Raw genomic sequence first — 21,307 nt, 5'->3', positions numbered from 1 at the left:
CGCGTCAGCCGGGGGCGCCCATCGGCGGCAGGCCGATGGTGCCGAACTGGACCTCGGGCAGGGAGGAGGGGATGACGCGGGTGTATTTCGTGCCCTCGATGGCGGCCCCGGCGATCAGGCCCGACTGTCCGAAGATCATCGCGACCACCGGGAACTGGGCGCTGAACGTGTCGGCCCCCACCGCCATGCCGCCCGACGGCAGCGCGTAATAGGCCCCGGCCCCCGCGGTCCAGCCCGGTGCCGCCCGGAACGCCATCAGCGCCTGTTCGTCCTGGAAGATCAGCACATGCGCATATTGCTGCGCGCCCGCCTGGAAGCCCACCGTGGCGCGGGTCGCGGAGTAATAGTCGACCGTCTGCCCGCCGATGCGCAGCGCACCCTGGCCATAGGCCCCGCCCAGGCCAAGCGCGGCCTCGGTCATCAGCGGCATGTAGAGCACGCCGCGCGCGTTCTGCAGCAGCGGCTGCGAGGCGGGATAGGTCGAGACCAGATACTGATGCGTCTGGTCCACCCGCGCATCCAGCTGCGCCGAGGCGTCGCTGCCGACCGCATTGCTGCAGGCGGCGGTCAGGAGCGCCGCCCCTCCCGCCAGAAGGACGTTGCGCCGGGACAGGCCGATCGGGTTGCTCATGTGTCGCCTCGTGTCGTTGTGCGGGGCTCGTGGCGGCCCGTTGGCGCGCAGGATAGGCCAGCGGCGGGCCTCACGCCAGCATTTCGGCGACCGTCGGCGCGAAGTAGCTGAGCACCCCGTCGCAGCCCGCCCGCCGGAAGCACAGCAGGCTCTCGATCATCGCGTCGCGCGACAGCCAGCCGTTGCGTATCGCCCCCTCCAGCATCGCGTATTCGCCGCTGACCTGATAGGCGAAGGTCGGCGCGCCGAACTCCTCCTTCACGGCCTGGCAGATGTCCAGATAGGGCATGCCGGGCTTGACCATGACCATGTCCGCGCCCTCGGCCAGGTCGCGGGCGACGCAGCGGATCGCCTCGCCGCGGTTGGCGGGGTTGATCTGATAGGTCTTCTTGTCGCCGACCAGCCGCCCCGACGCGCCCACGGCGTCGCGGAACGGACCATAGAAGGCGCTGGCGAATTTCGCGGCATAGGACAGGATGGCGACGTTCTTGTGGCCCTCGCGCTCCAGGGCTGCGCGCAGGGCGGCGATGCGCCCGTCCATCATGTCGGAGGGTCCCAGGATGTCGGCCCCGGATTCCGCCTGGACCAGCGCCATGCGGACCAGCGCCTCGATCGTCTCGTCGTTCAGGATCTCTCCGTCGCGGACCAGGCCGTCATGGCCGTTGGCGTTGTAGGGGTCCAGCGCGATGTCGGTCATCACGACCAGGTCCGGGACCTCCTCCTTGACCGCGCGGATCGCGAGGTTCCCGATATTGTCGGGGTCCCAGGCCCGGGCGCAGTCGTCGGTGCGGCTGGCCTGGTCGGAATGGGGAAATATGCAGATGGCGGGAATGTTCAGCCGCGCCGCGCGTTCGGCCGCGCGCCGCGCCCCGTCCAGCGTCAGGCGTTCCACGCCGGGCATGGAGGCGATCTCGCCCTCGGCGCCCGCGACCTCGGTCACGAAGATCGGCCAGATCAGGTTGGCGGGGGTCAGGTTCCGCTCCGACACCATGGCGCGGATGTTGGCGTTGCGGCGCAGGCGGCGCAGACGGCCGGCGGGGAACGGGGCGACGATCGGGCTGGCCATCGGGGGGCCTCCTGTCATGGGGCGCAAGCGGCGCTTTTCCTTGGATGAAACCCGTTCTAAGGTCGCGCGCAGCCAAGGACAAGGAACTGCCCGTGCCGCAATTCGACAACCTGCTGGGCCTCCTGGGCAGCCGCTCCTTCTCCTCGATCTGGTTCTGGCTGCTGCTGCTGGGCATGTGGTCGGTCACCGGCCGCACCGTGCTGGGCGTCCCGACCGAGGTGCTGGCCCGCGCCCGCCGCGACCCTGCGACCGAGGATGCGGCCATCACGCTGCTGGACTGGCTATCGCTGATCCTGCCGCGCTGGCAGCTGAGCCCGCGCGAGGGCGCGGCCTTTCTGGGCGTCACCACCTTCCTGCTGACCTCGCTGGCGATCCTGGGCTTCGGCTTCGGGCTGGAGATGGCGCAGGCGCTGGTCCTGCTGATGGTTCCGTTCTGGGTGCTGTTCTGGATGCGGCTGCGCCTGGCGCGCCGGCTGACGCCCCTGGTCGCCGCCGCGCAGGAGGGGCGCGCGCCCGTGTCGCAGGCCGCCCGCGACGCCATGCGCGCGATGGTCTGGCACAAGCGGGGCGTGACGGTCCTGTCGATGCTGTCGGTCGCGGTGGTGGCGCTGTGGGGGGCGCTGTGGACGCTGATGCACCCGTTGGGCTTCTGACGCGCTTGACTTCGCGGCGCGGCCCTATACCTCACGGCTCATGTCCGATCCGCTGATCCTCTCCGGCGCGCCCGAAGGCTATGACGCCGCGCTGATCGCGCGCGAGGCCGCGCGACCCGAAAACCGCGGCGCACCCGTGATCCACGTGGCCCGCGACGACCGCCGCATGGAGGCGATGCGCGCGGCGCTGGCCTTCATGGCCCCGCATCTGGCCGTGCTGGACTTTCCGGCCTGGGACACGACGCCGTATGACCGAGTATCCCCAGCGCCCGAGGTGCAGGCGGCGCGCATGGCGACGCTGGCCGGGCTGGCGCAGGGACGCGTCAAGGGGCCCTTCGTGCTGCTGACCACGCTGAACGCGGTGCTGCAGCGCGTGCCCGCGCGCGATCTGGTGCGCGGGACTGCCTTCGTCGCCCGCGTGGGCGACCGCATCGACGAGGCCGCCCTGCGCGATTTCCTGGTCCGCATGGGCTTCGTGCAGAGCCCGACGGTCACCGATCCGGGCGATTACGCGATCCGGGGCGGCATCATCGACATCTATGCGCCGGGCACGGCGGGGCCGATCCGGCTGGACCTGTTCGGCGACGTGCTGGACGGGGCGCGCCGCTTCGACCCCGACACGCAGCGCACCACCGAAAAGCTGGACCGGGTCGAGCTGGCCCCCATGTCCGAGGTGGTCCTGGACGAGGCCGCCATCACCCGGTTCCGGCAGAGCTATCGCACCGAATATGGCGGCGGCACCAGCGATCCGCTGTACGAGAGCGTCAGCGCGGGCCGCAAGACCGCCGGCATGGAGCATTGGCTGCCCTGGTTCCACGACCGGATGGAGAGCCTGTTCGACTATCTTCCCGGTGCCTCCGTGGTGCTGGACGACCATATCGGCCAGGTCATCGACGCCCGTCGTGCCACGATCCGCGAACAGTTCGACGCCCGCCGCGTCGCCATGGCCGCCAAGGGGCGCAGCGATACCGTTTACAAGCCCATCCCCCCCGACGCGATGTTCCCGACGGAGGGTGAATGGTCCGCCTGGCTGTCGGCGCATCGCGTGCTGCGCCTGTCGGTGCTGAACCAGCCCCCCGGTCCGGGCGTGCTGGATGCGGGCGGGCGGCCGGGACGCAACTTTGCGCCCGAACGGCAGGCCGAACAGATCAACCTGTTCAGCGCCTTGGCCGATCACGTCAGGACGCTGGCCCGCACGCATCGCGTGGTCATCGCCAGCTTCTCCGACGGTGCGCGCGACCGCCTGTCGGGCCTTCTGACCGATGAGGGGCTGGCGGGCGCCAGGCCCATCGCGGATCTGCGCGACCTGCCCGAGGCTGCGGGCAGCATCGGCCTGGCCGTCTGGCCGCTGGAGGAGGGATTCGTTGCGGACGGCACCGCCTTGGGGCGGATCGCGGTCATCTCGGAACAGGACGTGCTGGGCGACCGGCTGATCCGGGGCGCCAAGAAGCGGCGCAAGGCCGACAACTTCCTCAAGGACACCCAGACCCTGTCGCCCGGCGATCTGGTCGTGCATGTCGAACACGGCATCGGCCGCTATACCGGCATCGAGACGATCATGGCGCTCAAGGTGCCTCATGACTGTGTCGCGCTGGAATATGCGGGCGGCGACCGGCTGTACGTCCCGGTCGAGAATATCGAGCTGCTCTCGCGTTACGGCCATGAGGAGGGCTTGCTGGACCGCCTTGGCGGCGGCGCGTGGCAGGCGCGCAAGGCACGCCTCAAGGAACGCATCAAGCTGATTGCCGACAAGCTGATGCGCGTCGCCGCCGAACGCCTGCTGCGTCCCGCCCCGGTGCTGGAGCCCGAGGATCACGACTGGCAGGCCTTTGCCGCGCGCTTCCCCTACAGCGAGACTGACGACCAGCTGTCCGCGATCGAGGACGTGGCGGGCGATCTGGCCATCGGTCGCCCGATGGACCGCCTGGTCGTTGGCGATGTGGGCTTCGGCAAGACCGAGGTCGCGATGCGCGCAGCCTTCATCGCCGCGTCGCAAGGCATGCAGGTCGCCGTGGTGGCCCCCACGACCCTGCTGGCCCGGCAGCATTACCGCAGCTTCGTCGAACGCTTCCGCGGCACCGCGATCACCGTGCGGCCCCTGTCGCGCTTTGTCAGCGCCAAGGACGCGGCGGCCACCCGCACCGGCCTGTCGGATGGCAGCGTCGACATCGTCGTGGGCACCCATGCCGTGCTGGCCAAGGGCGTGCGGTTCAAGAATCTCGGCCTCCTGATCATCGACGAGGAGCAGCATTTCGGCGTGGCCCACAAGGAACGCCTGAAGGAGCTGCGCTCGGACATCCACGTCCTGACCCTGACCGCGACGCCCATCCCGCGCACGCTGCAGCTGTCCCTGACCGGCGTGCGGGACCTGTCGGTCATCAGCACACCGCCGGTGGACCGCCTGGCGATCCGCACCTATGTCAGCGAATTCGACAGCGTGACCATCCGCGAGGCGCTCTTGCGCGAGAAGTATCGCGGCGGGCAGTCCTTCTTCGTCGTCCCGCGCCTGACCGACCTGCCCGAGGTCGAGCATTGGCTGGCCGAGAACATGCCCGAGTTGAACTACATCGTCGCCCACGGCCAATTGGCGGCGGGCGATCTGGATCAGCGGATGAACGCCTTCTACGACGGCAGCCATGACGTGCTGCTGGCCACGACCATCGTCGAATCGGGCCTGGACATCCCGACCGCGAACACGATGGTCGTCTGGCGCGCCGACATGTTCGGACTGTCGCAGCTCTATCAGATCCGCGGCCGGGTGGGGCGGTCCAAGGCGCGGGCCTATTGCTACCTGACCACCAAGCCTCGCGTGCCGCTGACCCCGCAGGCGATGCGGCGGCTGAAGTTCCTGGGCTCGATCGACGGGCTGGGCGCGGGCTTCAACCTGGCGTCGCAGGACCTGGACCTGCGCGGCGCGGGCAACCTTCTGGGCGAGGAGCAGTCGGGCCATATCAAGGAGGTCGGCTTCGAGCTTTACCAGCAGATGCTGGAGGAGACGATCGCCAAACTGAAATCCGGAGAGCTGGAGGGCACGCCCGAGGATGAATGGGCGCCGCAGCTGAACCTGGGCGTGCCGGTGACCATTCCCGACAGCTACATCCCCGATCTGGACGTGCGGTTGGGCCTTTATCGCCGTCTGGCCGAGCTGACCACCAAGGTGGAGCTGGAGGGTTTCGCGGCCGAGCTGATCGACCGCTTCGGACCGCTGCCGCGCGAGGTGAACACGCTGCTGCTGGTCATCCGCATCAAGGCGATGGCGAAACGGGCCAACATCTCCAAGCTGGATGTGGGCCCGAAGGGCGTGACGGTGCAGTTCCACATGGACAAGTTCCCGAACCCCGCGGGCCTGGTCGATTTCCTGGCCGACGAGCGCGGCACCGCCAAGGTGACCGACAACAAGGTCGTCCTGAAGCGCGACTTCGCGACCGACGCCGAGCGGATCAAGGGCGCCTTCGCGGTGGCCCGCGACCTGGCCGCCAAGGTCCGCGAAGGCCGCGCCGCGTCCGCGGGCAAGGCCAAGGCATGACCGCCGGGCAGGTCCGATTCGACACGGGTCCCCTGGGCGACGGCACGCTGTTCGCGGCGCCGCAGGCGGTGATCCGGGCCGACACGGCGCAGGGCGTGGCGCCGGCGCTGGCGGCGATGCAGGCGGCGGTCGGGCGGGGCTGCTGGCTGGCGGGCTATCTGTCCTATGAGCTGGGATATGCGCTGATCCCGCGCCTGGCGGGGCGGATGCCGGCCGGGCGGGCGATGCCGCTGATCCTGATGGGGGTGTTCGACGGCCCCCGCCCGGCGCCGCCGCTGCCGGGTCCGGCGGGACGGATTGGACCGGCGCGGCCGCTCTGGGACCGGGCGCGCTATGACGCGGCCATCGCGGCGGTCCATCGGCTGATCGAATCGGGCGACACCTATCAGATCAACCTGACCTTTCCGATGGAGGCCGAGGCGGAGGGCGCGCCGCTGGAGCTCTATGCCGCGCTGGCCGCGCGGCAGCCGGTCCCCGAGGGCGCCTTCGTCGATCTGGGCGGCCCGCCCGTCCTGTCGCGCAGCCCCGAGCTGTTCTTCGCCGTGGACGGGCAGCGGCGCATCACCACCCGCCCGATGAAGGGCACCGCTGCCCGCGCCGCAAGCCCCGTCCAGGATGCCGCCGCCGCGCGGTCGCTGCGCCTGTCGGACAAGAACCGGGCCGAAAACCTGATGATCGTCGATCTGCTTCGCAACGACATCAGCCGCATCTGCCTGCCGGGCAGCGTCACCGTGCCCGAACTGTTCCATGTCGAGACCTATGCCACGGTGCATCAGATGGTCTCGACCGTGCAGGGGCAGCTGCAGCCGGATGTCGGTCTGGCGCAGATCCTGGGGGCGCTGTTTCCCTGCGGGTCGATCACCGGGGCGCCCAAGATCCGGTCGATGGAGATCATCGCCGACCTGGAGGCCGCCCCGCGCGAGGTCTATTGCGGCGCGATCGGGTGGGTCGATCCGGAGGGACCGATGCGGTTCTCGGTGGCGATCCGCTCGCCTTGGCTGGCCGCGCCCGACCGCCTGCTGCTGAACGTCGGCGGCGGCATCGTGCATGACAGCGAGGCCGCATCGGAATGGGAGGAGGCGCTGTGCAAGGCCGCATTCCTGGACCTTACCCCCAAGGCCTGACCGTCTTCGAGACGATGCGCCGCGAGGCTGATGGACGCATCGCGCTGTGGCCGCGGCATCTGGCCCGGCTGCGGCGCGGCTGCGCGGCGGTGGGATTCCCCTTGGATCCGGCAGCTGCCGAGGCCGCGCTGTCCGGCCTGCCGCGCGGGACGGTGCTGCGTGCACGGTTGGCCGTGGAAACCGCCGGGCGCGTGACGGTCACGTCGGCGCCCCTGCCGCCGAACCCGCCGCGCTGGCGGGTCTGTCTCTCGCCCCTGCGTCTGGATGCCCGCGATCCCTGGTTGTCGATCAAGTCCTCGCACCGCCCTGTCTACGACGCGGCGCGGGCGGCATTGCCTGACGGAATGGATGAGGCGCTGCTGCTGAATGCCGAGATCGCGCTGTGCGAGGGCTCGATCACCAGCGTGTTTCTGCGCCGCGAGGGCGTGCTGCTGACGCCGCCCCTGTCCTGCGGCCTGCTGCCGGGTGTGCTGCGCGAGAGCCTTCTTCAGTCCGGGCGGGCGCAGGAGGCGGTTCTGTACCCTCGCGACCTGAAGGATGGCGAGCTGTTCTGCGGGAACGCATTGCGCGGCCTGATCCCCGCCGACATGATCGACGCCTGACATCCGCGCAAGAGGAAAGGGCGGACCCCGGCAGGGTCCGCCCTCTTTTCACTCGGCCGTCAGCAGCGGCGTCTTGGTCTTGCCGATGCGCGGCGTGTCGGGGCCGGTGATATCGAAGGCGGGCTTGTCGTCCTCGATCTTCACACGGACCACGCCGCCCTTGGTCAACCGACCGAACAGCAGCTCCTCGGCCAGGGGTTTCTTGATGCTCTCCTGGATGACGCGGCCCAGGGGCCGGGCGCCCATGCGGTCGTCATAGCCCTTCTCGGCCAGCCAGTTGGCGGCCTCGGGGGTCAGCTCGATATGGACGTTGCGGTCCATCAGCTGGGCCTCCAGCTGCAGAACGAACTTCTCGACCACGTGGACCACGACGTCGCGCGACAGCGGCGCAAAGCTGATGATCGCGTCCAGACGGTTGCGGAACTCGGGCGTGAAGGTCCGCTCGATCGCGGCCGTATCCTCGCCCTCTCGCCGATCGCGGCCGAATCCGATCGCGGCCTTGGCCTGATCCGCGGCGCCCGCATTCGAGGTCATGATCAGGATCACGTTGCGGAAATCGACGGTCCGGCCGTTATGATCGGTCAGCCGCCCCGCATCCATGATCTGCAGCAGGATGTTGAACACATCCGGATGCGCCTTCTCGATCTCGTCCAGGAGCAGCACGCAATGCGGGTGCTGGTCCACGCCGTCGGTCAGGAGACCGCCCTGATCGAAGCCCACATAGCCCGGAGGCGCGCCGATCAGGCGGCTGACGGCATGCTTCTCCATGTATTCCGACATGTCGAAGCGGATCAGCTCGACGCCCAGGCTGGAGGCCAGCTGCTTGGCCACCTCGGTCTTGCCGACGCCGGTCGGGCCCGCGAACAGGTAGTTGCCGATGGGTTTCTCGGGTTCGCGCAGGCCCGCGCGGGCCAGCTTGATGGCGCTGGACAGCATCTCGATGGCGTTGTCCTGACCAAACACGACGCGCTTCAGACCGGCATCCAGATCGCGCAGGACCTCAGCGTCGTTCTTGCTGACGTTCTTGGGCGGGATGCGGGCGATCTTGGCCACGACGGCCTCGATCTCCTTGGGGCTGATCGTCTTCCGGCGCTTGCTCTCGCTCACCAGATGCTGGGCCGCACCCGCCTCGTCGATGACGTCGATGGCGCTGTCGGGCAGCTTGCGGTCGTTGATGTAGCGTGCCGCCAGTTCCACCGCCGACTTGATCGCGTCATTGGTATAGCGCAGGTCGTGATGCGCCTCGAAATGCGGCTTCAGACCCATCAGGATCTTGATGGTGTCGGGCACCGAAGGTTCGTTCACGTCGATCTTCTGGAACCGGCGGCTCAGCGCGCGGTCCTTCTCGAAGTGCTGGCGATACTCCTTGTAGGTCGTCGAGCCCATGCAGCGCAGCTTGCCGCCCGCCAGCGCGGGCTTCAGCAGGTTCGACGCGTCCATCGCCCCGCCGGAGGTCGCGCCCGCACCGATGACGGTGTGGATTTCGTCGATGAACAGAATCGCATCGGGATGCGCCTCCAGTTCCTTGACGACGGCCTTCAACCGCTCCTCGAAGTCGCCGCGATAGCGGGTACCGGCCAGGAGCGCGCCCATGTCCAGCGAGAAGATCGTCGCCCCGGCCAGGACCTCGGGCGTCTCGCCGCGGGTGATCTTCAGCGCCAGGCCTTCGGCGATGGCGGTCTTGCCCACGCCGGGATCACCCACCAGCAGCGGGTTGTTCTTGCGCCGGCGGCACAGGACCTGGATCGCCCGCTCGACCTCGGCCTCGCGGCCGATCAGCGGGTCGACGTCGCCCTTCTTCGACTTGACGTTCAGGTCGACGCAGTACTTGCCAAGCGCGGTCTCGTCCTTTGGGTCGGGGGCGGCCTCGGCCTTGCTCTGCTCGACCGGCTCCTCGGAGCCCACGACCTTGCGGGGCTCGTTGAAGGAGGGGTTCTTGGCCACGCCATGGGCGATGAAGTTGACCGCGTCGTAACGGGTCATGTCCATCTCCTGCAGGAAATAGGCGGCGTTCGATTCGCGCTCCGCGAAGATGGCGACCAGCACGTTGGCCCCAGTCACCTCCTGGCGGCCCGAGCTTTGGACATGGATCGCGGCGCGCTGGATCACGCGCTGGAACGCCGCGGTCGGCACCGCCTCGGAGCCTTCGACGTCGGTGATCAGGGTCGACAGGTCATCCTCGATGAACTCGACCAGCGTCTTGCGCAGCTCCTCGAGGTCGACATTGCAGGCGCGCATGACCTTGACCGCATCCGGCTCCTCGGTCAGCGCCAGCAGCAGATGCTCCAGCGTCGCAAGTTCGTGTCTGTGTTCGTTCGCCAGCGCGAGAGCCTGGTGAATGGCCTGTTCCAGGGAGGTCGAGAAACTTGGCACGGTCGTCTCCTGTCAGTCGGCTGGCGGTATGGGCCGTTCGCTGCCCACCTGCCCAGACTGTCATGGTAAGGTTAAGATTTGGTGGATTTCGCCCGGCATCAAGTGGTTTTTCCGACAGGTGCCACGATTTTCCCACGGTTGAGGCAGATGTGATGTCACAAAGCCCGCATTTCAAGCCGGGCGCGTCCCGACCCCCGGCACGGCCTGCGCGCGCATGACGCAGGCCGCGCCGGGCCGCGCTCAGAACCGGTCCTTCATCTGGCGCAGCCGGGCAAAGACCTCGGCCTCGGGCGCCCCGGCCATCCCCAGGGATTCGGCCAGCGCGGCGGCGCGCAGGAACGGGTTCGTCGCGCGTTCGGTCTCAAGCGTCGCCGGGGCGCAGGGCTGGCGGGCCTCGGCGATGGCCTGCAGGCGTGCCTGCAGGGCCTCGTTCTCGGGATCGACCGACAGCGCGAAGGCGCCGTTGCCCGCGCAATAGTCGTGCCCCGAACAGATCAGCGTGTCGCCGGGCAGGGCATCCAGCCGCTGCAGGCTGGCCCACATGGTCGGCGCGTCGCCCTCGAACAGGCGCCCGCAGCCCATCGCCATCAGGCTGTCGGCGGTGAAGGCCAGGCCGCTTTCGGGACAGTGGAAGGCCACATGGCCGATCGTGTGGCCCGAGACCTCGATGACGCTCACGCTTTCGCCCAGCACCTCCAGCGGCTCTCCCGGGGCCAGGCGCATGTCCAATGGCGGCAGGCGATGGGCGTCGGCGGCAGCCCCCATGACCCGCGCCCCGGTGGCGGCGACGATCTCGGGCACCGCCTGGATGTGGTCGTCGTGGTGATGCGTCAGCAGGATCGCGTCCAGGCCCCAGCCCCGCGCATCCAGTTCGGTCAGCACGGGCAGCGCCTCGGGCGCGTCGATCAGGACGGTGCCGGCGTTCGAATGCAGCAGATAGGCGTAATTGTCCGTCAGACAGCGCAGCGTGACCAGTTCCAGCGGCATTGGCAAATCCTCGACCATGTGTTCACCTGAGCCTGACAAACGCGGGACCCCGGCGCAATGCACCATGACATCGACCAGTTGCGGCGGTTTTATTATCAGCGCGCCCTGGGCCGGGTCGTCCAGCGCATCCTGCGCGACCGGCTGACGGGACGGTGGGACCCGGCCCAATGCGCGGGCATGACGGTCGCCGGATACGGCTTCGCGGCCCCCATGCTGCGCCCCTATCTGGGCCGCGCGCGGCGGGTGACGGCGCTGATGCCGGGGCCGCAGGGCGTGATGGGCTGGCCTGCCGGGATGCCCAACCACGCCGTCCTGTGCGACGAGACCGCCTGGCCCGTCGAGACCGGCAGCCTGGACCGGCTGGTCATGCTGCACGGTCTGGAGACCAGCGAGCATCCGCGCGAACTGCTGGACGAGGCCTGGCGCTGTCTGGGCCCCGGCGGGCGGATGATGCTGATGGTGCCGAACCGCGCGGGCCTGTGGGCGGCGTCCGACCGCACGCCCTTCGGATTCGGGCGCGCCTACACGACGGGCCAGGTCGAGGCGCAGATGCGGCGGGCGGGGTTCAGCCCCGACTGGCACGGCAGCGCGGTCTATATCCCACCGTCCGACAGGCGATTCTGGCTGGGCAGCGCGCAGTTCTGGGAACGCACCGGCGCGCGCATCAGCCGGGTGCTGATCGCGGGCGTGATCCTGGTCGAGCTGTCCAAGCAGACCCGCGCGCCGGTGGGGCCGGGGGTGCGAATCCATGTCCCCAGCCCGCTGGAGATCCTGGACGGCGTCGCACGACCCCGCCCGCAGGCAGCGCCCTCGGGACGGATCTCCGGGCGGGATTCGCCGCGCTGACGGTCTGGATGCGACATCCTGCCACAGTGCGGAACCGGGTCCGGGCGGTGGTCCGCAGGGGGTGCCGCGGGGGTTTGCGCAATCATGCCGGGTTTGTCGCAACAGCCTGCGTTTCCCTGTCCTTGACGGTTGCCGGGGTCGAAATCACCTGCTAGAGACGCCGCAGATTTGCGCGACCTTCCATCAGCCGCGCGACCGCGACCCGCACCCCGCGACAGACCAGGCAGCAGCCCGGCCCGCCAGCGGGGTTTGCGCAAACCGTAAAGGATGACCGTGGCCAACTCTGTTTCCATGTCCCAGAGCATCGCCGGACGCTATGCGCAGGCCGTCTTCGAGATCGCGAGGGAAGGCGGGGGCGTGGACGCCCTGGCGACCCAGACCGACGATCTGGCCGCCGCCCTGCACGACAGCGCCGAGCTGCGCGACCTGATCGCCAGCCCGATCTATTCCCGCGACCAGCAGGCCCGCGCCATTGGCGCGCTGGCCGAGCGCATGGCCCTTTCGCCGGTGCTGGCCAACACGCTGCAGCTGATGGCGAAGAACCGTCGCCTGTTCGTGCTGCCGCAGCTGCTGGACCGTCTGGCCGCGCTGATCGCGACCGAGCGGGGCGAGGTCACGGCCGACGTCACCAGCGCCATCGCGCTGAACGACGAGCAGGTCGAGCGCCTGAAGGCCACCCTGGCCGAAAAGACCGGCAAGACGGTCACGCTGAACACGCGCGTCGATGAGACCCTCATCGGCGGCATGATTGTCAAGTTGGGCTCGCAGATGATCGACAGTTCGGTCCGCTCGAAGCTCGCTTCCCTGCAGAATGTCATGAAAGAGGTCGGATAATGGGAATCCAGGCTGCCGAAATTTCGGCGATCCTCAAGGAGCAGATCAAGAACTTCGGCCAGGATGCCGAAGTCGCCGAGGTTGGTCAGGTCCTGTCCGTCGGTGACGGCATCGCCCGCGTCTATGGTCTGGACAAGGTCCAGGCCGGCGAGATGGTCGAGTTCCCCGGCGGCGTCCGCGGCATGGTGCTGAACCTCGAGACCGACAACGTCGGCATCGTGATCTTCGGCGACGACCGTCAGATCAAGGAAGGCGACACCGTCAAGCGCACCCGCTCGATCGTGGACGTTCCCGTGGGCAAGGCCCTGCTGGGCCGCGTCGTGGACGGCCTGGGCAACCCGATCGACGGCAAGGGCCCGATCGAGACGACCGAGCGCCGCATCGCCGACGTCAAGGCCCCCGGCATCATGCCGCGCAAGTCGGTGCACGAGCCGATGGCGACCGGCCTGAAGTCCGTGGACGCCATGATCCCCGTCGGCCGTGGCCAGCGCGAGCTGATCATCGGCGACCGCCAGACCGGCAAGACCGCCATCGCGCTGGACACGATCCTGAACCAGATGAACTACAACGGCCGCGAGGCCGAGGGCATGAAGACGCTGCACTGCATCTACGTCGCCGTGGGTCAGAAGCGTTCGACCGTCGCCCAGCTGGTCAAGAAGCTGGAAGAGACCGGCGCCATGGCCTACACCACTGTGGTGGCCGCGACCGCGTCCGACCCGGCGCCGATGCAGTTCCTGGCGCCCTATTCGGGCACTGCGATCGGTGAGTACTTCCGCGACAACGGCATGGACGCGCTGATCATCTATGACGACCTGTCCAAGCAGGCCGTGGCCTATCGCCAGATGTCGCTGCTGCTGCGCCGTCCGCCCGGACGCGAAGCCTATCCGGGCGACGTCTTCTATCTGCACTCGCGCCTGCTGGAGCGTTCGGCCAAGCTGAACGAGGCCAACGGCTCGGGCTCGCTGACGGCACTCCCGATCATCGAGACGCAGGCGGGCGACGTGTCGGCCTACATCCCGACCAACGTGATCTCGATCACCGACGGCCAGATCTTCCTGGAGACGGAACTGTTCTTCCAGGGCGTCCGCCCGGCCGTGAACACCGGTCTGTCGGTCAGCCGCGTGGGTTCGGCCGCCCAGACCAAGGCGATGAAGTCGGTCGCGGGTCCGGTCAAGCTGGAGCTGGCGCAGTACCGCGAGATGGCGGCCTTCGCGCAGTTCGGCTCGGATCTCGACGCCTCGACGCAGCGCCTGCTGAACCGCGGCGCGCGCCTGACCGAGCTGATGAAGCAGCCCCAGTACCGTCCGCTGACGAACGCCGAGATCGTGATCGTCATCTATGCCGGCACCAAGGGCTACATCGACCAGGTTCCCGTCCGTGAGATCACGGCCTGGGAAGAGGGCCTGATCCAGTTCCTGCGCAGCCAGAAGTCCGACCTGCTGGACGACATGACCCGCAACGACCGCAAGGTCGGCGGCGATCTGGAGAATGCGATCAAGGCGGCGCTGGACGAATACAACCGCACCCGCGCCTGAGAGGGGGAATAGATGCCCAGTCTCAAGGATCTCAAGAACCGGATCGGCAGCGTCAAGAACACGCGCAAGATCACCAAGGCGATGCAGATGGTCGCCGCCGCGAAACTGCGCCGCGCGCAGGACGCGGCGGAGGCCGCGCGCCCCTATGCCGACCGCATGGCGGCCGTCATGGCCGGCCTGACCGCGAATGCGGCAGGCCAGTCCGGCGCGCCGCGCTTGCTGGCGGGCACGGGCGATGACAGGCGTCACCTGCTGGTCGTGATGACGGCGGAACGCGGCCTTGCCGGCGGCTTCAACAGCTCGATCGTGCGTCTGGCCCGCCAGCACGCCGAACGGCTGCGGGGCGAAGGCAAGGAGGTCGCGATCCTGACCGTCGGCAAGAAGGGCCGCGAGCAGCTGAAGCGCGACTATGGCAGCCTGTTCGTGCACCATGTCGACCTGTCCGAGGTCAAGCGCATGGGCTATGACACCGCCCGCGCCATCGCGGACGAGGTTCTGGCCCGCTTCGACAAGGGCGACTTCGACGTGGCGACGCTGTTCTACAACCGCTTCGAATCGGTGATCAGCCAGATTCCGACCGCCCGGCAGGTGATCCCCGCCGAGGTGCCGGAAGGGGCCAGCGCCAACGCGCTCTATGATTACGAGCCGGGCGAGGAGGAGCTTCTGGCCGATCTGCTGCCGCGCTCGGTCGCGACGCAGATCTTTGCCGCGCTGCTGGAGAATGCGGCGTCCGAACAGGGCGCGCGGATGAGTGCCATGGACAACGCCACGCGCAACGCGGGCGACATGATCGACCGTCTGACCACCGAGTACAACCGCTCGCGTCAGGCTGCGATCACCAAGGAACTCATCGAAATCATTTCGGGCGCCGAGGCGCTCTGACCGTAACGCTAGAGGGTGATGACATGGCAGAGGCCACTGGTAAAATCACGCAGGTGATCGGCGCCGTCGTTGACGTGCAGTTCGACAACCACCTGCCCGCGATTCTGAACGCGCTGGAAACGACCAACAACGGCAAGAAGCTGGTGCTGGAAGTGGCCCAGCACCTGGGCGAGAACACCGTCCGCACCATCGCCATGGACGCGACCGAAGGTCTGGTCCGCGGCGAGGCCGTCTCCGACACCGGTGGCCCGATCACCGTGCCCGTGGGCGACGTGACCCTGGGCCGCATCCTGAACGTCGTGGGCGAGCCCGTGGACGAGGGCACCCCCCTGGCCGCCGGCGAGAGCCGCGCGATCCACCAGCCGGCCCCCGACTTCGCCGCTCAGGCGACCAGCTCGGAGATCCTGGTGACCGGCATCAAGGTCATCGACCTGCTGGCGCCCTATTCCAAGGGCGGCAAGATCGGCCTGTTCGGCGGCGCCGGCGTGGGCAAGACGGTTCTGATCATGGAACTGATCAACAACATCGCCAAGGTGCACTCGGGCTACTCGGTCTTCGCCGGTGTGGGTGAACGCACCCGCGAAGGCAACGACCTGTATCACGAGATGGTCGAATCGGGCGTCATCGTTCCCGACAACCTGACCGAATCGAAGGTGGCCCTGGTCTATGGCCAGATGAACGAGCCGCCGGGGGCCCGCATGCGCGTCGCCCTGACCGGTCTGACCCTGGCGGAGCAGTTCCGCGACGCGTCGGGCACGGACGTGCTGTTCTTCGTGGACAACATCTTCCGCTTCACCCAGGCCGGTTCGGAAGTGTCGGCACTGCTGGGCCGCATCCCCTCCGCCGTGGGCTATCAGCCGACGCTGGCCACCGACATGGGCGCGATGCAGGAACGCATCACCTCGACCAAGAACGGCTCGATCACCTCGATCCAGGCCGTCTACGTCCCGGCCGACGACCTCACCGACCCGGCGCCCGCCACGACCTTCGCCCACTTGGACGCCACGACCGTTCTGTCGCGCGCGATCTCGGAGCTGGGCATCTACCCGGCCGTGGATCCGCTGGACTCCAACAGCCGCATCCTGGACCCCGCCGTCGTCGGCGAGGAGCACTACCAGGTGGCGCGCGACGTGCAGGGCATCCTGCAGAAGTACAAGTCGCTGCAGGACATCATCGCGATCCTGGGCATGGACGAACTGTCCGAAGAGGACAAGCTGACCGTGACCCGCGCGCGCAAGATCCAGCGCTTCCTGTCGCAGCCCTTCGACGTGGCCAAGGTCTTCACTGGTTCGGACGGCGTCCAGGTGCCGCTGGAGAAGACCATCGCCTCGTTCAAGGCTGTCGTCGCGGGTGAGTACGACCACCTGCCGGAATCGGCCTTCTACATGGTCGGCGACATCGAGGACGTGAAGGCCAAGGCACAGCGTCTGGCCGCCGAAGCGGCGTAAGGGGGCATCATGGCCGATACCATGCAGTTCGACCTCGTGTCGCCGGAACGGAGCCTCGCCTCCGTTCCCGTGCGCGAGGTGCGCCTGCCGGGCAGCGATGGCGATCTGACCGCCATGCCCGGCCATGCGCCCACGATCGTGACCCTGCGTCCGGGCATGGTGACCCTGGTCGGCGCCGACGGCTCCACCAAGGAATTCGCCGTGACCGGCGGCTTCGCCGAGATCAACCAGGAGAGTGTCAGCCTCCTGGCCGAGCGCGGCCATCCGCGTGAGGAGATCACGCAGGAGGTCTACAACGACATGCTGAAGGACGCCCACCGCGCCCATCGCAGCGCCAAGGAACGGCGCGAGCATGTCGGCGAGGAGATCGTGACCGCCGCCGTCAAGCTGCTGGGCGACATGCAGGCGCTTGGCACCCATATCGGGCTGGACCCGAACCAGGCGACGGTGCCCGACTGATCGGGCCGTCGCGTCAGACCACCGACATCAGGCCCCGGCACCGCGCCGGGGCCTGATGCATTTTTGCCGGACCGGCTTGCCGCTGCGGCATGCAGGGACCGGCACGCAACCATGAGGAGGGGGGAGCGATGCAGCGATTTGCGTTTCACGAGATCGGGATCCAGCGCGGCGAGGTCATGGTGGTGTCCGATTTCGACACCCAGGGTCCGATGTGGACCGGCGAGGGCGAGCGCATCCACCGCCAGCCCATCGTCTTCGACGAACGCTTCATCGCGCCGCCCGTGGTGCATGTCAGCATGGGCATGTGGGACATGGACAGCGAGCGCAACCAGCGCGGCGACCTGCGGGTCGAGGCGGTGACGTTGACGGGGTTCGAGCTGGTGTTCCAGACCTGGGGCGACACCCGCATCGCGCGGATGCGGGTCAGCTGGCTGGCCATCGGCGCGGTCCCCGACGAGCAGGACTTCATCCTCTAGGCGCGGTCCAGGTTCACCCCGATCAGCCCGGCGACCTGCGCGGGATGGGTCAGGGGCGCCATGTGCCCCGCGCCCGGGATCGTGGCGCGCCCGACATCGGGCAGGCGCGCGGCCAGCGCGTCGATGATGCCGCCCACCACCGGCGGGCTGTCGCCCCCCTGGATCAGCAGCACCGGCGCGTCGATGGCCTCCAGCCCGTCGGGGCGCAGCAGGCGGGCGCTGTCCTGATGCAGCGCCGCGCCGGTCTGGGCGACCAGTGCGATCTGGCGCATCAGCCGCGGCGAGGGCGCCTCGGGCGCGGGGCCCTGACCCCAGACCGACAGGAACTCGGTCGCGGCCCGCGCGGCGTCGCCCTGATCCAGAAGCGCGGCCATGCGGGCGTCGCGGGCCTGCTGATCGGGGTCGGGATGGGCCGCGAACAGCACCGGCTCGATCAGGGTCAGGCTGCGGATGGCCTCGGGGGCGGCGACCGCGATGCGCAGCGCCACGACCGCGCCGAAGCTGTGCCCGATCAGGTCCAGCGGACGCTCGATCAATGCCGCGGCGAGGCGCGTGACGGCGGTGAAATAGTCCGGGTCCTCCGCCCCCGGCATCCAGTCGTCGCTGCGTCCGTGGCCCGGCATGTCGAAGCCGGTGAGGTCGATCCGCCCGCCCATGGCCTCGGCCACCGGCCCCCAGGTCGCGCCGCTGCCCATCATGCAGTGCATCGCCAGAGCCGGGCGATCGGCGTCGCCCGGCCAGTGGCGCAGATGCAGCCCGCTCACAGCGCGGCCAGGTGGCGGTCCAGGAAGTCCAGCCGGTCCTGTCCCCAGAACCGCTCTCCGGTCTCGCGCACGATGTAGAAGGGGGCGCCGAAGGCCCCGGCGGCGACGGCCTCCTCCAGGTTGCGGCCATAGGTCTCGGCGCCGACGAAGAGGCCGGTATCGGCCAGCGACGGGTCGAAGCCCTGCGCCTGAAGGATGTCGCGGATCACCGTGTCGTCGCTGATGTCGCGCTCCTCGGCCCAGACCGCGCGCAGGAAGGCCTGCACCAGCGGGCCGACATCACCGCCCTGCGCCTGCGCCGCGATGATCGCATAGCTGGAGGGCGCCATGTTCACCGGCCAGAAGGCGGGCCGCAGGTTCAGGGCCATGCCCAGATGCGCGGCCCAACGCGGCAGCTCCTGCGCGCGGTATTCCATGCGGCTGGCATGGCGCTGTGCCGGACGCACGCCGCCGGTGCGGTCGAAGAGTTGCAGCAGGTCCAGGGGCTTGTAGGTGACGGTCGCGCCGTGGCGGGCGGCGATGCCCTCCAGCCGGTCGCCGGCCAGATAGCACCAGGGGCTGATCGTCCCGAGGTAATAGTCGATATGGGCCATGGTCGGGTCCTTTTACGGGTTTGCCCGCAGGCTAGCGCGGTGCTAAGGCAGCCGCAATCTGACGCAACCCAAAGGCCCGCCCCATGCCCGTCATGACCGAACCCAAGCTGATCTCCGGCAACGCGAACCGCCCGCTGGCCCAATCCATCGCGCGGCGCATGTCGCTTCATCGCGGGATGAGCGTGAACCTGCTGGATGCGCGGGTCGAGCGGTTCAACGATGCCGAGATCTTCGTCGAGGTCTATGAGAATGTCCGCGGCGAGGACATGTACATCATCCAGCCGACCTCGAATCCGGCCAATGACAACCTGATGGAACTGCTGATCATGGTCGATGCGCTGAAGCGGTCCTCGGCCGCGCGCATCACCGCCGTGATTCCCTATTTCGGCTATGCCCGCCAGGACCGCCGCGCCAAGGCCCGCACGCCGATCACCGCCAAGCTGGTCGCGAACCTGCTGACCAATGCGGGCATCGACCGCGTCCTGACGCTGGACCTGCACGCGGCCCAGATCCAGGGCTTCTTCGACATTCCGGTGGACAACCTCTATGCCGCGCCGGTCTTCGCGCTGGACGTGCAGCACCACTTCAAGGGCCGGATGGGCGATCTGATGGTGGTCTCGCCCGATGTGGGCGGGGTGGCGCGCGCGCGCGAGCTGGCGACGCGGATCGGCGCCCCCCTGGCCATCGTGGACAAGCGCCGCGAAAAGGCCGGCGAGGTCGCAGAGATGACCGTGATCGGCGACGTCTCGGGCAAGGCCTGCATCATCGTCGACGACATCTGCGACACGGCCGGCACGCTGTGCAAGGCCGCCCAGGTTCTGACCGACAACGGCGCGACCGAGGTCCATGCCTACATCACCCACGGCGTGCTGTCGGGCCCCGCGGTCGAGCGGGTCAGCAAGTCGGTGATGAAGTCGCTGGTCATCACCGATTCGATCCAGCCGTCGGACGCGGTCCGCAACGCGCCGAACATCCGCATCGTGCCGACCGCGCCGATGTTCACGCAGGCGATCCTGAACATCTGGAACGGCACCTCGGTCAGCAGCCTGTTCGAGGTGGACACGCTGCTGCCGATCTACGAGGGTCTGTATTCGCCCAGCTGACCGCCGCGCGCGCCGGGGCCGGGGATGCCTCCGGCGGGGATATCTTTCTGAAGAAGAAGGGCCGGTGCGTCGTCGATGCGCCGGCCCCTGCCGTCACAGGGCGCGCCAGCCGATGTCGCCGCGGCAGAAGCCCTGCGGCCAGTCGATCGCGTCGACCAGCGCATAGGCGCGGCGATGCGCCTCGGTCAGGGTGGCGCCGCGGCCGGTGCAGGCCAGGACCCGGCCGCCGGTCGCCACGATCGCGCCGTCGCGTTCCGCGGTGCCGGCGTGGAAGGTCATCTGGAAGCTGCTCTCGGGCAGGGATTTTAGGCCGCCGATCACGCTGCCCTTGTCATAGGCGCCGGGATAGCCGCGCGCGGCCATCACCACGGTCAGCGCGTGATCGTCGGCCCAGGTGACCGCCGTGTCGGCCAGCCGCCCCTCGGCGCAGGCCAGAAGCAGGTCCAGCACCTGCCCGCCAAGCCGCATCATCAGCACCTGGCATTCCGGGTCGCCGAAGCGGACGTTGTATTCGACCAGCCGCGCCTGACCCTCGGCAATCATCAGCCCGGCATAGAGCACCCCCTGGAAGGGCGTGCCGCGCCGCGCCATCTCGGCAATGGTGGGGCGCACGATGCGCGCCATCACCTGGTCCTGGATCGCCTGCGTCAGCACCGGGGCGGGGCTGTAGGCGCCCATCCCGCCGGTGTTCGGGCCGGTATCGCCGTCGCCCACGCGCTTGTGGTCCTGGGCGGTGCCGATGGCCAGGCAGTCGGTGCCGTCCGACAGGATGAAGAAGCTGGCCTCCTCTCCGTCCATGAACTCCTCGATGACGACGGACATGGTGCCGAAGGCCCCGTCGAAGATGTCGTCGATGGCGGCATGGGCCTGACCCACCGTCTCGGCCACGGTGACGCCCTTGCCGGCGGCCAGCCCGTCGGCCTTGACCACGATCGGCGCGCCTTGGGCGGTCACGTAATCGCGCGCGGCGGCGGCATCGGTGAAGCGCGCCCAGGCCGCGGTGGGGGCGGCGCAGGCGTCGCAGATCTCCTTGGTGAAGGTCTTGGACGCCTCCAGCTGGGCCGCGGCCTGCGACGGGCCGAAGACCAGGAAGCCCGCATCGCGCAGCGCGTCGGACACGCCCGCGGCCAGGGGCGCCTCGGGGCCGACGATGACGAAGTCGATGGCGTTGCCTTGGGCGAATTCCAGCACATCGGCGCGGGACAGGACGTCCAGATCGGCGCATTCGGCGACGCCCGCGATGCCCGCATTGCCCGGCGCCACGATCAGGCGGTCGCATTTCGGGTTCTGCCGGATCGCCCAGGCCAGCGCATGTTCGCGCCCGCCGCCGCCCAGGATCAGGATATTCATCTGCCGCCCTTTCGCTTGACCTTGCGGCGTTCTAGTCTGGCAGGGACAAGGGAAC

Annotated in this window: 19 protein-coding genes; 12 read left to right on the top strand and 7 right to left on the bottom strand. The window is 68.7% G+C overall.

Features of this window, described 5'->3' with window-relative positions:
- Positions 1-4: 4 nt before the first annotated feature.
- Entirely contained in the window at positions 5-631 is a 627-nt protein-coding gene (locus tag AACG61_RS12005; protein WP_411837364.1) for a YSC84-related protein, read from the bottom strand.
- A gap of 70 nt (positions 632-701) precedes the next feature.
- A complete protein-coding gene (gene hemB, locus AACG61_RS12000; protein ID WP_411837363.1) occupies positions 702-1,697 on the bottom strand; it encodes a porphobilinogen synthase in 996 nt (331 codons plus the stop codon).
- 92 nt (positions 1,698-1,789) lie between these two features.
- Between hemB and AACG61_RS11995 the strand changes: the two genes are divergently transcribed.
- From AACG61_RS11995 to AACG61_RS11980, 4 genes are read left to right on the top strand one after another with little or no spacing between them, the layout of a single operon-like run.
- The gene (locus tag AACG61_RS11995) at positions 1,790-2,350 is read left to right on the top strand and encodes a hypothetical protein (RefSeq protein WP_411837362.1); all 561 of its coding nucleotides are present in this window, start codon (positions 1,790-1,792) and stop codon (positions 2,348-2,350) included.
- 40 nt (positions 2,351-2,390) lie between these two features.
- Positions 2,391-5,876 (top strand): transcription-repair coupling factor, encoded by a 3,486-nt coding sequence (gene mfd, locus AACG61_RS11990; protein ID WP_411837361.1) that lies wholly within the window; start codon positions 2,391-2,393, stop codon positions 5,874-5,876.
- Positions 5,873-7,000 carry an aminodeoxychorismate synthase component I gene (locus AACG61_RS11985; protein WP_411837360.1) on the top strand — a complete coding sequence of 376 codons (1,128 nt, stop codon included), beginning with the start codon at positions 5,873-5,875 and terminating at the stop codon, positions 6,998-7,000. The genes mfd and AACG61_RS11985 overlap by 4 nt, the downstream gene beginning before the upstream one ends.
- Complete coding sequence (locus tag AACG61_RS11980) at positions 6,961-7,602, top strand: aminotransferase class IV family protein (RefSeq protein ID WP_411837359.1); 642 nt, start codon at positions 6,961-6,963, stop codon at positions 7,600-7,602. The genes AACG61_RS11985 and AACG61_RS11980 overlap by 40 nt, the downstream gene beginning before the upstream one ends.
- 48 nt (positions 7,603-7,650) lie before the next feature.
- Here AACG61_RS11980 and clpA read toward each other — a convergent pair whose 3' ends face one another.
- Together clpA and gloB are read right to left on the bottom strand one after the other, a co-directional pair.
- Positions 7,651-9,975: an ATP-dependent Clp protease ATP-binding subunit ClpA gene (gene clpA, locus AACG61_RS11975; protein WP_411837358.1), complete on the bottom strand. Its 2,325-nt coding sequence runs from the start codon at positions 9,973-9,975 to the stop codon at positions 7,651-7,653.
- A gap of 240 nt (positions 9,976-10,215) precedes the next feature.
- The gene (gloB, locus tag AACG61_RS11970) at positions 10,216-10,962 is read right to left on the bottom strand and encodes a hydroxyacylglutathione hydrolase (RefSeq protein ID WP_411837357.1); all 747 of its coding nucleotides are present in this window, start codon (positions 10,960-10,962) and stop codon (positions 10,216-10,218) included.
- 57 nt (positions 10,963-11,019) lie between these two features.
- Here gloB and AACG61_RS11965 point away from each other — a divergent pair, with 57 nt between their 5' ends.
- The 7 genes from AACG61_RS11965 to AACG61_RS11935 all read left to right on the top strand — a co-directional run bounded on the left by AACG61_RS11965 (position 11,020) and on the right by AACG61_RS11935 (position 17,442).
- A complete protein-coding gene (locus tag AACG61_RS11965; protein ID WP_411837356.1) occupies positions 11,020-11,808 on the top strand; it encodes a methyltransferase domain-containing protein in 789 nt (262 codons plus the stop codon).
- Positions 11,809-12,075: 267 nt separating this feature from the next.
- A complete protein-coding gene (locus tag AACG61_RS11960; RefSeq protein WP_411837355.1) occupies positions 12,076-12,642 on the top strand; it encodes a F0F1 ATP synthase subunit delta in 567 nt (188 codons plus the stop codon).
- Entirely contained in the window at positions 12,642-14,177 is a 1,536-nt protein-coding gene (atpA, locus tag AACG61_RS11955; protein WP_411837354.1) for a F0F1 ATP synthase subunit alpha, read from the top strand. The genes AACG61_RS11960 and atpA overlap by 1 nt, the downstream gene beginning before the upstream one ends.
- A 12-nt stretch (positions 14,178-14,189) precedes the next feature.
- Positions 14,190-15,059, top strand: coding sequence for a F0F1 ATP synthase subunit gamma (locus AACG61_RS11950; protein ID WP_411837353.1), 870 nt, complete (start codon positions 14,190-14,192; stop codon positions 15,057-15,059).
- Positions 15,060-15,082: 23 nt separating this feature from the next.
- Positions 15,083-16,507, top strand: coding sequence for a F0F1 ATP synthase subunit beta (atpD, locus tag AACG61_RS11945; RefSeq protein WP_411837352.1), 1,425 nt, complete (start codon positions 15,083-15,085; stop codon positions 16,505-16,507).
- A 9-nt stretch (positions 16,508-16,516) separates the two neighbouring features.
- On the top strand, positions 16,517-16,966 hold the full coding sequence (locus tag AACG61_RS11940; RefSeq protein ID WP_411837351.1) for a F0F1 ATP synthase subunit epsilon: 450 nt from the start codon (positions 16,517-16,519) through the stop codon (positions 16,964-16,966).
- Between the two features lie 128 nt (positions 16,967-17,094).
- Complete coding sequence (locus AACG61_RS11935; protein ID WP_411837350.1) at positions 17,095-17,442, top strand: H-type lectin domain-containing protein; 348 nt, start codon at positions 17,095-17,097, stop codon at positions 17,440-17,442.
- Here AACG61_RS11935 and AACG61_RS11930 read toward each other — a convergent pair.
- Both AACG61_RS11930 and AACG61_RS11925 read right to left on the bottom strand, forming a co-directional pair.
- A complete protein-coding gene (locus AACG61_RS11930) occupies positions 17,439-18,206 on the bottom strand; it encodes an alpha/beta fold hydrolase (RefSeq protein WP_411837349.1) in 768 nt (255 codons plus the stop codon). The genes AACG61_RS11935 and AACG61_RS11930 overlap by 4 nt on opposite strands.
- On the bottom strand, positions 18,203-18,799 hold the full coding sequence (locus AACG61_RS11925) for a 2-hydroxychromene-2-carboxylate isomerase (protein WP_411837348.1): 597 nt from the start codon (positions 18,797-18,799) through the stop codon (positions 18,203-18,205). The genes AACG61_RS11930 and AACG61_RS11925 overlap by 4 nt, the downstream gene beginning before the upstream one ends.
- 83 nt (positions 18,800-18,882) lie before the next feature.
- On the opposite strand from AACG61_RS11925, the gene AACG61_RS11920 reads away from it, so the two are divergent.
- Positions 18,883-19,902, top strand: a complete 1,020-nt coding sequence (locus AACG61_RS11920; protein WP_411837347.1) for a ribose-phosphate pyrophosphokinase — start codon at positions 18,883-18,885, stop codon at positions 19,900-19,902.
- 93 nt (positions 19,903-19,995) lie between these two features.
- On the opposite strand, the gene purD is transcribed toward AACG61_RS11920, so the two are convergent.
- On the bottom strand, positions 19,996-21,252 hold the full coding sequence (purD, locus tag AACG61_RS11915; RefSeq protein WP_411837346.1) for a phosphoribosylamine--glycine ligase: 1,257 nt from the start codon (positions 21,250-21,252) through the stop codon (positions 19,996-19,998).
- Positions 21,253-21,307 lie beyond the last annotated feature (55 nt).

This window comes from Paracoccus sp. ME4 (genome assembly GCF_046736325.1).
GTDB lineage: Bacteria > Pseudomonadota > Alphaproteobacteria > Rhodobacterales > Rhodobacteraceae > Paracoccus.
The sequence above is the reverse complement of the archived record's forward strand: the minus strand, read 5'-3'. Positions and strand labels throughout refer to the sequence as shown.